8 protein-coding genes are annotated in these 10,155 nt (G+C 60.4%); 4 read left to right on the top strand and 4 right to left on the bottom strand.

Annotated elements, in window-relative coordinates:
• Window positions 1–17: 17 nt before the first annotated feature.
• Together HBH1_RS00395 and HBH1_RS00390 are read right to left on the bottom strand one after the other, a co-directional pair.
• Window positions 18–740, bottom strand: coding sequence for an efflux RND transporter periplasmic adaptor subunit (locus HBH1_RS00395; RefSeq protein WP_233207475.1), 723 nt, complete (start codon window positions 738–740; stop codon window positions 18–20).
• Between the two features lie 70 nt (window positions 741–810).
• Complete coding sequence (locus HBH1_RS00390; RefSeq protein WP_102661153.1) at window positions 811–2,487, bottom strand: TolC family protein; 1,677 nt, start codon at window positions 2,485–2,487, stop codon at window positions 811–813.
• Between the two features lie 490 nt (window positions 2,488–2,977).
• Between HBH1_RS00390 and HBH1_RS00385 the strand changes: the two genes are divergently transcribed.
• Entirely contained in the window at window positions 2,978–3,724 is a 747-nt protein-coding gene (locus HBH1_RS00385; protein WP_102661152.1) for a glucose 1-dehydrogenase, read from the top strand.
• Window positions 3,725–4,000: 276 nt separating this feature from the next.
• On the opposite strand, the gene HBH1_RS00380 is transcribed toward HBH1_RS00385, so the two are convergent.
• Window positions 4,001–4,384 (bottom strand): helix-turn-helix domain-containing protein, encoded by a 384-nt coding sequence (locus HBH1_RS00380; RefSeq protein WP_158243263.1) that lies wholly within the window; start codon window positions 4,382–4,384, stop codon window positions 4,001–4,003.
• Window positions 4,385–4,957: 573 nt separating this feature from the next.
• Here HBH1_RS00380 and HBH1_RS00375 point away from each other — a divergent pair.
• The 3 genes from HBH1_RS00375 to HBH1_RS00365 all read left to right on the top strand — a co-directional run bounded on the left by HBH1_RS00375 (window position 4,958) and on the right by HBH1_RS00365 (window position 8,219).
• A complete protein-coding gene (locus tag HBH1_RS00375) occupies window positions 4,958–5,803 on the top strand; it encodes an ureidoglycolate lyase (RefSeq protein ID WP_006464992.1) in 846 nt (281 codons plus the stop codon).
• A gap of 158 nt (window positions 5,804–5,961) precedes the next feature.
• A complete protein-coding gene (locus tag HBH1_RS00370; RefSeq protein WP_006464991.1) occupies window positions 5,962–6,714 on the top strand; it encodes an SDR family NAD(P)-dependent oxidoreductase in 753 nt (250 codons plus the stop codon).
• A 185-nt stretch (window positions 6,715–6,899) separates the two neighbouring features.
• Window positions 6,900–8,219 (top strand): MFS transporter, encoded by a 1,320-nt coding sequence (locus HBH1_RS00365; RefSeq protein WP_102661150.1) that lies wholly within the window; start codon window positions 6,900–6,902, stop codon window positions 8,217–8,219.
• A gap of 87 nt (window positions 8,220–8,306) precedes the next feature.
• Here HBH1_RS00365 and HBH1_RS00360 read toward each other — a convergent pair whose 3' ends face one another.
• Entirely contained in the window at window positions 8,307–9,932 is a 1,626-nt protein-coding gene (locus HBH1_RS00360; protein WP_102661149.1) for a methyl-accepting chemotaxis protein, read from the bottom strand.
• Window positions 9,933–10,155 lie beyond the last annotated feature (223 nt).

Below are 10,155 nucleotides of genomic sequence, written 5' to 3'. Positions count from 1 at the left end.
CGGGCATTTCCCCCGGTCTACGATCCACCAGGTGGCGCCATCAACACCCTGCCGCTCATGCCGGCCACCAGCTCGCTGAATTTGCCGTCAATGACAGCGGAAAGCTTGATCGACTGGCTGACCGGGTCTACGCGCGCGCCGATGCGCTGCACCTTGGCCGGGTAGGTCTTGCCGGTTTCGTCAATGGCCACCTGGAAACGTTGATCGGGTTTCAGCCAGACCAACCATTTGCTGGGCACGATGAAATCCAGTTCCAGGGCCGAATCGTCGAGAATCTCCAGCAAGGCCTGCCCCGGCTGCACGTATTGCTGCTCGCGCACCCGCTGCTCGGCGACACGCCCCCCAAAGGGCGCGGCAATGCGGCATTTGTCGAGAGAGATGTTCATCAACGACACTTCGGCACGGGCCTTGCTGGCTTCGGCTTCCGAGACTTCCAGCTCAAGCTTGCCGACCGAGTTCAATTCGGCCAGACGCTTGTTGGCAGCGAAGGTTCGTTCGGCGGCACCCAGCGAGGCCTTGGCTTTTTGCAGTTGCGCCTGCTGCAAGGAGCAGTCGAAGGCGACGAGGGTCTGGCCGGCCCGGAAGCGGCCGCCCTCGGGCACGTCGATGCGGCTGATCTTGGCGCCGATTTCGGCAGCGATGGTGGTATAGCGGCGCGGCGACAGCTGGGCACGAATGTCCTGCTTTTCCACCGCTGTGCGCGCCGGCGCCGTGGGGGCCACGCCCTGGGCGACGACCATATGGCTCGTAGCGAGCGCCAAGATCATCAACGGCACCCTGGTCTGAAGGCGGAGGGAGCGCATGCCTGCCCTATTGCTGCGTGGAGAGGGCGGCCACCGGAGGCAAGGAAGCCGGCGATGCCCCGTCAGTGTCGGTGGCTACCGGAACAGAAAGGGCTGCGGAGGGTGTGGGCGTGGCCTGCTTCACCTCCGGTTTCACTTTCTGGTTCACTTCCTGCTGCATTTCCTGCGTCCATCCCTGCATCGAGGCATTCACCTGGCGGGTCAGCGTTTCCAGCGACAATTCGCTCACGCTGCCGATCTCCGGCTCCAGCCCCATCGTGGCCTGCAGGCGGCCGCTGACGTTCTGCAATTGCGACAGCGACTGATAGCGGCGCAGCAAGCTGAGAATGGCCACGGTGCTGTTGGAAACCTGTTCCAGCTTGCTTTGCGTTTCAGCCAGCTGACGGTTCTTCATGTGGTCCGCGATCTTGGAATCGGCCTGCCAGATCTGGTCGGCACGCTGGAACTGGTGATAGGCGGTCTGGTATTGCAGGCGCGACAGATGCACTTGGGTGAGCACCGTCATCTGGGTCGCAATCCGGCGCTGGTCGGCCAGCTTGACGCCTGCCTCGGCCAATCTCTTCTGCGAAGGCGCAGAGAGCAGGTTGAATACGTTGTAGGAGAGCGCCAGACCGGTGTCGTTCCAGCTGTTGTTGATCAGGTAGCGATCGCTGTCATGCCGGAGGGTGTAGTTGAACGACAGGTTGGGGAAAAGACGCAGCATGGTGCGCTTGGTCTCTTCCACCGCAATGCGGCTGGCATAGTGCTGTTCGCGGATGTCGGCATTATGGGTCAGCGCCAGTTCTTCCATGCGCTGGACCGGCATGTCCAGCAGGACGGTATCAGCCTTGTCATCGGGTTCCTGCACCTGGAATGGCTGTCCCAGCGGTGCATTGATCAGTTGCGCGAGTTCGATGCGGCCGGAGGCCAGTTCCTGCTCGATGCTTTCCAGCAGGCGCAGGTTTTCCAGCAACTGACGCTGATAGCGCAAGGCATCGAGAGGCGAACGTACACGCTCCGTCTCGGCCTTGCGGGCATCGGTCAAGGCGTCTTCGGCGACGGTGATGACCTGCTTGACCTGATCATGCAGCTTCTGTGCGCTGGCAGTGCGCCAGAAGGCCGTGCGCACGTCCTGCACCAGGGTGTGCATGGCCTTGCGGCGACGCTCTGCGGCAATCAGCACGCGATCGGCCTGCTGCTTGGCCGTGATATAGCTCAAGCCGAAATCAAGCAGGTTCCAGGTCAGCCCGAGGTCGTAGGTCTCGTGCGAACGCTCGGAGGAGATATAGGGATTGGCCAGCGAAGGTTGACCCGTGACCGAGTCGACGCTGCGGGTGATCAGATCCTTGTTGCGCTTGCTGTAGCCGGCCTGCGCCATCATGCGCGGCAGCATGTCCCAGCTCGCGGCATCCAGCTGATCCAGCGCCACGGCCTCTTCCATCATCTTGACGCGACGATCGAGGTTGTACTTCAAGGCCCGGGCGACGGCTTCATCCATGGTCAATGGACCGGCAATCGGGGCGACGCCCTCCTGCGCGGCAGCCCGGTCGGCGGCCGTCTGGATGGCCAGTTCGTCTTGCGAGAACGGCTTCATGCCCACCGAGCCGCAACCGGTCAGCAGCAGGGAAACAGCGAAAAGGGAACCACCTGTGAAGGAGGTCAGCTTGCGATGGGATGTCTTGTTTCGTACCTGCAGTATGTGCATGGGCGCCAACGAGCTGTTAATTGAATCGAATCGGAATGTAAATGCCACCAAAGTGAAATAGCAGGCAGGATCATAACTTTCCGCGACACAATTTTCTAGCTTTACAAAAATTTTCAACAATTTTGTTGGTATTTTGTTGATGAATCACCAAGCCATTGATTTTAAAAGATAAATCGCAATGAGCGATGCTAGCTGTCCAGCTTGACTTACGTTGAAATCAAGCTGCACACAGGTCACAGCGGGCAAGCACAGGGACTTGGTCGGAGGAGGATCGTGTTCGGTGATGGTCGTCCTGATCACCGAGGCATTTCATGGTGGAAACTTCATTGTTGCATTTATATATGACAAAAATAATTAATTGAATGTATTGTATTTATTTCGCGAACAGTGAAGTCGAAAAAGGCGGCTTTATCCACCGAAATATGCTGCTTATAGTGCGACCAAGGTGTCGTCTCCGACATTCTTCCTCCACCAACAGAAAGGAAGCATCATGAGCAAACTTCAAAGCAAGGTCGCCGTCGTCACGGGTGCATCGAAAGGAATCGGCGCTGCCATCGCCAAGGCGCTGGCAGCCAGCGGTGCCGCCGTCGTCGTCAACTACGCCACCAGCCGCGCCGGCGCCGACAAGGTCGTGGGCGAGATCGTCGCCGCAGGTGGCCGTGCAGTGGCCGTGGGCGGCGACGTGTCCAATGCAGCGCATGCGGCGGGCATCATCGATGCCGCCATCAAGGAATATGGTCGCATCGACATTCTGGTCAACAATTCGGGCGTATACGACATGGCGCCGCTGGAAGCCATCACCGAAGAGCATTTCCATAAACAGTTCAACGTCAACGTGCTGGGCCTGCTGCTGGTAACCCAGGCCGCCGCCAAGCATCTGCAGGAAGGCGCCAGCGTCATCAACATCGGCTCTGTCGTCAGCAGCATCACGCCGCCCAGCAGCGCCGTCTACACTGCCACCAAGGGTGCCGTCGATGCCATCACCGGCGTGCTGGCGAAGGAACTGGGGCCGCGCAAGATCCGCGTCAACAGCGTCAATCCGGGCATGGTCGAGACTGAAGGCACACACAGTGCCGGCTTTATCGGTTCGGATTTCGAGACCTGGGCCGTGAGCAACACGCCGCTGGGCCGCATTGGCCAGCCCAATGATATTGCCGACGTGGTCACATTCCTGGCGTCGGACGATGCACGCTGGTTGACTGGCGAGAAGATTCTGGCCGGCGGCGGCAGCCGCTAAGAAACCATTCCACAGGAGTGGCGGCCTAGGAATAAAAAAAGGGATCAGATAGTCGACCCGAGGTTTTATTTCAAGAAAAGAGAAAAAGGGGTGAGGCGCTTTTGCCTCACCCCTTTTCGCCTTTTTTCGCCCTTGTTTTGCCAGAAGATGCTCCTCGTGTCGATTTGCTTTGGAAAACTGACCCAGGGGGGCAATTTGCGAGCGAATCAACAGACACACGCAAGTGTGCTTGAGAATTATGATTGGAAATTCAGCCTATAAAAATCAATGGGATAACTAATGCTTCCAGATCGATTTCTGTGTTGATTTGCTCGCCGATTTAACCCTCTCTAACTGACCCGCCTTCCATTGCCTGCTAAAGGCCGCCACACGGTCATACGACCCCTCATAACCAAGCCCCCTTAACTCCAGGAACATCTGTTTCAAGGTCCGTCTTTGCTTACGGGATTTGACCAACTCTGAGCTCAGCCACGCGGAAAGCCTTGGGGCATATGCATCCAAAGAGCTCGGTGAATGCCTGCTGGCATAGGAAGGTTCGATCGCCTCTGATCGAATGTAGCGACGAACCGTGTTTCGGGAAATGTCCAACCTGCGGGCAATTTCCCGGATGGAGACGCGATCTCTGATGTACCAGCGTCGAATGATTCCAAGTAGGGCCACGTCTATCACTCCGTTCTCCCGCTCGCTGTCATGAGCAGGATTGTGGTCTAAACATGGGTCAATTTAGGATGCAAATTTCCAGGGAAACTGGGTCAGTTTTCAATGCAAATCAACATCGTGGCATTTTGCTTCACTATTCCCCCTATTATTTTGTGGAACGATAAGTGTATCAGGGGTACTTGGCAGCGAAGGAAGAGCCCCTCCTTCGCTCGAACATCAGGCATACGTGACTGCTGAGAATTTCAAAAAAGAAGAAGAGAGATAAAAGAGGATTTTTCACTCTGCTAGTTTATTTGTCTCACTTATAAATACACGCTGGCAGTCGTGGGATTGGGTTAAGCCCTTGATTTTATAAGCCTCAAATCCCATTCATAATTAAACCTACCCACTTGTAATTTTCAAACACAGCAAGTCAACCTGTCTTTCCCTCACAAAATTGGCCTATTGGTCTTACCAATAAACTGGTAATATCCAACTTCCAAAACGACAGGTGATCCCATTCGCTTGCGCGCCAATGCGCCGCCAGCGGGCGACGACGCCGATCCGAGACAATTCTTTCTTCAAGGAAACCAGATGAAATTACTGCGTTACGGCCCGGTTGGGCAGGAAAAGCCCGGCATCCTCGATCAGTCCGGCAAGATCCGCGACCTGTCGGCCCATATCAAGGACGTCAACGGCGCCGCCCTGGACGATGCTTCGCTGGACAAGATCCGCAAGCTCGACATCGCCAGCCTGCCGGTGGTCGAAGGCTCGCCGCGCATCGGCGCCTGCGTGGGCAATATCGGCAAGTTCATCTGCATCGGCCTGAACTATGCGGACCATGCGGCCGAATCCAACCTGCCCATCCCCGCCGAACCGGTGGTGTTCAACAAGTGGACCTCGGCCGTGGTCGGCCCCAATGATGACGTCAAGATCCCCCGCGGCTCCAAGAAGACCGACTGGGAAGTGGAACTGGGCGTGGTCATCGGCAAGGGCGGTACCTATATCGACGAGAAGGACGCCATGTCCCACGTGGCCGGCTATTGCGTGGTCAACGACGTATCCGAGCGCGAATACCAGATCGAACGCGGCGGCACCTGGGACAAGGGCAAGGGCTGCGATACCTTCGGCCCCATCGGCCCCTGGCTGGTGACCCGCGACGAAGTGGCCGATCCGCAGAAGCTGGGCATGTGGCTGGAAGTGGATGGCAAGCGCTACCAGAACGGCAACACCAGCACCATGATCTTCGGCGTGGCGCACATCGTGTCCTACCTGTCGCGCTTCATGAGCCTGCAGGCGGGCGACGTCATCTCCACCGGCACGCCGCCGGGCGTGGGCATGGGCGTCAAGCCGGAAGCGGTGTTCCTGCGCGCTGGCCAGACCATGCGTCTGGGCATCGACGGCCTGGGCGAGCAACAGCAGAAGACCATCGACGCCTGAGCGCTGCATTATCGCTGCACCATCGCGGCCTCATCGCCGCGTCAGCGCTGCGCCGCCATCCGGTGGCGCAGCCAAATCCAATTCAATAACAAGAAAAAATGTTGCGCAGGCCCGTGCGGCCTGCGTTACCCAATGACCGAATCAGGGAAGGAGAAACAATGAATCACTACGATTTCCAGGGCCGCAGCGCCATCATCACCGGCGGTGCGCAGGGCTTCGGCTATGCCGTGGCCGAACGTCTGTTGCAGGGCAAGGCCAAGGTCGTGCTGTGGGACATGGATGAGAAGGCGCTGGCCGACGCCCGTAGCAAGCTGGAAGCGCTGGGCAATGTGGAGACCGTGAAGGTCGACATCTCCAGCGAAGCCGACGTCAAGAAGGCCATCGAAGCCACCGAGAAGCTGACCCAGTCCATCGACATCCTGGTGCACAGCGCGGGTATCGCCGGCCAGAACAATCCGGTGGCGGACTATTCGCCGGAAGAATGGCGTCGCGTCATCGACATCGACCTCAACGGTGCCTTTTACGTCAACCAGGTGGTGGTCCAGCGCATGATCGCGCAGAACTACGGCCGCATCGTCAACATCGCTTCCATCGCCGGCAAGGAAGGCAATCCCACCGCCTCGGCCTACAGCGCCGCCAAGGCCGGCATGATCGCCCTCACCAAGAGCCTGGGCAAGGAAACCGCGACCAAGAACATCGCCGTCAATGCCATCACTCCGGCGGCGGCGCAGACCCGCATCCTGGAGCAATGCACGCCGGCGCACATCGAGTACATGCTCTCGAAGATCCCGCGTGCACGCTTCGTGAAGGTGGAAGAACTGGCGGCCATGGTGGCCTGGCTGGTGTCGGAAGAGAATTCCTTCACCACCGCCTCCGTGTTCGACCTGTCGGGCGGCCGCGCGACCTACTGATGCTCCGGCGCCGGCTGCCGCCGGCGTGGAATCGCGTGAACGGCCATGGCGCACGGAGTCCTTCCGTGCGCCATCCCTCGCACAACAACAAGACAACAACACGATAAGACGACCTCCCGCACTGCGCGGAGGCGATGGACTTTTTGCGCCTTCATTTTTTGAAAAAGCTAGAGGAGAGACCCCGCATGACTACCACCACCATTCCGGCCAGCGCGTCGGAGCACATGGAAACCCAGCTCTATCGCCGCATCACCTGGCGCTTCGTGCCGTTACTGATGATCTGTTTCGTGTTCGCCTACCTGGACCGCGTCAACATCAGCTTCGCCAAGCTGCAGATGCAAAGCGACCTGGGCTTCTCGGATGCCGTCTATGGCCTGGGCGCCAGCATCTTCTTCGTCGGTTACTTCCTCTTCGAAGTGCCCAGCAACATGATCCTGCACAAGGTCGGGCCGAAGCGCTGGATCGCCCGCATCATGGTCACCTGGGGTATCGCCTCGGCGGCGATGATGTTCGTTACCAGCGAGACCAGCTTCTACGTGCTGCGCTTTCTGATCGGCAGCCTGGAAGCAGGCTTCGTACCGGGTGCGCTGTACTTCTTCACCAACTGGTTCCCGTCGGCGCGCCGGGGTCGCATCAATTCGCTGTTCATGGCGGCCATTGCGGTGTGCGGCATCATCGGCGGCCCGATCTCGGGCGGCATCATGAAGTTCACCCATGGCGTGAGCGCGCTGCATGGCTGGCAATGGCTGTTCCTGCTGGAAGGTATTCCTTCGATCCTGCTGGGCGTGGTGTGCTATCTGGTCATCGATGACCGCATCGAGGACGCAGGCTGGTTGAAGCCGGAAGAAAAGCGCCTGCTGATCGAGCGCATCGCGGCCGAACCCAAGAGCGAGGCGGCCCACTCCTTCGGTGAAGCGATCCGGCAGCCGGCCACCATCGTCATGTCGCTGATCTACCTGATGCTGGCTTCGGGCATCTATGGCCTGGTGTTCTGGATGCCGCAGCTGATCAAGTCGGCCGGCACCGACGACACCTTCATCATCGGCCTGATCTCGATGGTGCCTTACCTGTGCGCCGGCCTGGGCATGATCCTGATCGGCCGCAACTCCGACCGTACCGGCGAGCGTCGCTGGCACCTGGCCGCCTGCGCGTTGATGGGGGCCATCGGCTACGCCGCCAGTGCCTGGTTCGGCAGCAATACCCTGATCCTGGTGGTGGCCCTGTCGGCAGCGGCCACCGGCATCATCGCGGGCATCGGCCTGTTCTGGATCCTGCCACCGCGCGTGCTCAGTGGTGCCGCAGCCGCGGCCGGCATCGCGCTGATCAACTCGGTGGGCCAGCTGGGCGGGATCATCACGCCCTACATGGTCGGCAAGATTCGCGACATCACCGGCAGCGCCGCACTGGGCCTGTACGTGGTGGCGCTGGAATGCCTGGTGGGGGCGGCGCTGTTGCTGTGGGCCTTGCCGCGTCGGGTGTATTTCAAGGAGCCGGCACAGCAATGAGAGAGTGCACGGAAATGATATAAACTATTTCCGCAGGCTTGCAGAACCCGCCACCATGGCGGGTTCTTTTTTTTGGGAGAGCCGATCTCAGCGCAGGGCCGGCCTGGGCGGTGTGATATCGACGCTGCCGGCGTGGGCGTAAGCCACCTGGTCCTGGGCCAGCAAGCGGAACTGGCTGACCACCTCCGACAGGCGCGCCGCCTGTTCCTGCATTGCTTCGGCAGCGGCGGCGGCCTGCTCGACCAGGGCCGCATTCTGCTGGGTGGTCTGGTCCATGTCGTTGATGGCCAGGTTGACCTGGCTGATGCCGTCGCTCTGCTCGCTGCTGGCGGCGGTGATCTCGGCCACGATCTGGGCCACCTGATGCACGCTGGAGACCACCTCGTCCATGGTGCTGCCGGCACGGACCACCAGTTCGCTGCCGGAGCCGACCTTGCTCACGGAGTCATCGATGAGGGTCTTGATTTCCTTGGCGGCGGAGGCCGAGCGCTGGGCCAGCGAGCGCACCTCGGAGGCCACTACCGCAAAGCCGCGTCCCTGCTCGCCGGCTCGGGCTGCTTCGACGGCGGCGTTCAGGGCCAGAATATTGGTCTGGAAGGCGATGCCATCGATGACGCTGATGATGTCGACGATCTTGCGTGAGGATTCGTTGATGGAGCCCATGGTCGAGATCACCTGCGACACCACCTCCCCGCCCTGCTGTGCCACCGACGACGCCGAGGCCGCCAACTGGTTGGCCTGGCGTGCATTGTCGGCGTTCTGCGAGACGGTGGAGGTCAGTTCTTCCATGGCCGAGGCGGTCTCTTCCAGGGCGCCGGCCTGGCGTTCGGTGCGCGCCGACAGATCGAGGTTGCCGGTGGCGATCTCGCGCGAGGCGGTGGCGATGGCATCGGTGCCGCTGCGCACCTGGCCGACGATGCGCGCCAGGTTGCCCGTCATGGCATGCAGGGCGTGCATGAGCTTGCCGGTCTCGTCGCGCCGCGCTGCCAGGGTTTCATCGACGCGCATGGTGAGGTCGCCTGCGGCCACCGCTTCGGCCACGTCCACCGCCTGCTCCAGCGGGCGGGTAATGCCCAGTGCCAGGCTGCGTGCGAACAGCCAGCCCAGCACCACCTGCAGCACGGCCAGCGCCAGCATCAGGTTGCGGCTCTGGAGATAGGTGTCGTGGATGTGGACGGCCACCTGGTCGATGTTGGCACGCTGCACATTGAGCAATTGCTGCAGCAGATCCAGGTAACCCTTGGCGGCCACGTCATAGGGACCGGCCAGGATCCTGGCGGCCTCGTCGGTCTGGCCATCGGCCTTGGCCTTGGAGATGGCGTCGCGATATTTGATGTAATCCTTGCGCACGGCCGAGAGCTTGGCGAAGACCTCTTTCTCCTGATCGCTATCGAGCAGCGCTTCGATGGCCTTCTGCTGCTCGGTGGACATACGGGTGGCGGCGGCGGCGTCATCGGCAAAGAAGGCGGCCAGGCTGGGGTCGGCGCTCTTGGCGATGGCTGTCGTGCGGCGCACGCTGGTATGGATGGTGCGATACCAGTCCGAGACCAGTCGCTCCTTGGTCAGGGGTTCATGCATCATCTCGTCGGTAGCGGCGGCAATGCCATGCAGACGCCAGATCGACAATGCCACCACCACGCTGGCAGCCGCCAGGATGACAGCAAAACCCAGGGCCAGGCGGCGGCCTATCTTCATGTGGGAAAAATAGCTCATCTGTCTCTCTTCTTGCGCAAGGGTGGAGGGTCGGCCGGCGCCAAGGACGGCGCACGGGCCGATGATGCAAGCAAACACGGACAGGCGCGATCAGGGTTTTCCTGAGCGCCGGACCATGACAAGCGTACGAGCCGGGCAGGCTGATGGCCGCGCCGGTGCCTCGATTGCCGCGATTGCCGCGAGTGGCGCTATTGTTGCCAACAAGTCTTGCCGGCAGGCATTC

Origin of the sequence: Herbaspirillum sp. BH-1 (genome assembly GCF_002870055.1) — a bacterium.
GTDB lineage: Bacteria > Pseudomonadota > Gammaproteobacteria > Burkholderiales > Burkholderiaceae_D > Herbaspirillum > Herbaspirillum frisingense.
This window is presented reverse-complemented; position numbering and strand designations above follow the sequence as displayed.